1 protein-coding gene is annotated in these 1,453 nt (G+C 32.6%); it reads right to left on the bottom strand.

What is annotated here, in order from left to right; translation table 11 throughout:
• Positions 1–149 precede the first annotated feature (149 nt).
• The gene (locus tag HMPREF3249_RS02550) at positions 150–1,343 is read right to left on the bottom strand and encodes an MFS transporter (protein WP_070496645.1); all 1,194 of its coding nucleotides are present in this window, start codon (positions 1,341–1,343) and stop codon (positions 150–152) included.
• Positions 1,344–1,453: the final 110 nt, after the last annotated feature.

The raw sequence follows: 1,453 nt of genomic DNA, 5'->3' as shown, positions 1-1,453 counted from the left end.
GTCTTCTGTGTTGCACTTCATTTTACAACAGGGCAAAAAATAAGTATATAATTTTCCTTATATTTGCTGTTTTTATCATAAGCAGCAACAACTGATTGTATTCATTAAAAATTAGATATAAATCACTTCTGTAGATATTAAATAATGGACTAATTTTTGATTGATTTCAATTGTTTACGAATCATTTGAAAAACAATCACTAAAAGCGGCGTTAGCAAGATAAGAACTAGCCCTAATCCAATAAAAGTCTGATCAAAGCCAAAACTGTCAATCAGCCAACCAACAATCGGAAAAATGATAATCATGCTTAAACTGAACATCATTGAAGTAACGCTTAACATGGTCGCTCTGACTGAGTTTGGTAAATACTGTTGCAAATCATTGTAAAAAATCGGTTGATACATGGCATACAAAGCATTTGTCGCTAAATAAACAAGGATATACATAAATGGAGTTTCCAAAAACGACAGAATATAAGCTCCCCCTGTTAAACTGACAACTACTGGAAAAATCCGAAAAGAATGCCATGTTTTCCCAATCTTACTGGCGATAGAAACTGCCAAAATATTTAAGACGCTGCCAATTAACATAACTGTCGAAATTTGCCATCCAGCTAAATCTGGTAATTGTTTTTGATAGTAAAAATAAAACATACACATCATTGTTCCAACGAATTGGAAAATCATCATCCATGTAAAAAGACTGGGATTATTTTTCATCTCTTCTCTCACAATCAAGATAATTTTTTTCATCGTCAACACTTCGTCATTTTTCTTTTTCATTGTTGGTTCTTTTATCAACCAAATCAGAATTAAAACAATAATAGAAACCGCAATCATGATATAATAGGTAATATACAAATATCCATGTACAAATAACCCCGCTAGTACCGTTCCTAAAGAGATTGCTGCCTCAGAAACACCTGACATCAAACTTGATATTTTCAAATAACGGTCTTTTAAACCAGCTTCTACAGCAGAGTCATATAGCAGTGCAGAGCTCGTTCCTGAATCAAAGTTATAAGACAAAGCATTGATTATCATTGCCATTGCATATATCCAAAAATCCCCTTGCCCTGTCAACATTAAAATAGATGATAAAATGCTAGTCAAGCGGCTTACGTACAGATTGGTCTTATAAGAAAATCGATCTGCCAACATGCCTGACGGAATTTCAAAAATGATGCCTGTTGCATGAAAAATACTCTCTAACAGCCCAATTTGCAGTAAAGACATACCATTTTGACTGAGGAATAAAATCCAAAAACTCGTAATACCTAAAAATCCTAAGAATTCCACTCCTGCCATAAGAGGAATATTTCTTTTGTAACTTCTCCTAAACATACTTTTTCCTTTACTAAGAAGAAATCGAACTTTCCGTTCAGTTTTATAACTTATTCATTTTTCATATTCTTTTAATTTTGATAAATTGTAAAATATAGTGCAACAAAAAA

Source organism: Streptococcus sp. HMSC36C04 (assembly GCF_001839535.1).
In the GTDB taxonomy this organism is placed as follows: domain Bacteria; phylum Bacillota; class Bacilli; order Lactobacillales; family Streptococcaceae; genus Streptococcus; species Streptococcus hominis.
This window is presented reverse-complemented; position numbering and strand designations above follow the sequence as displayed.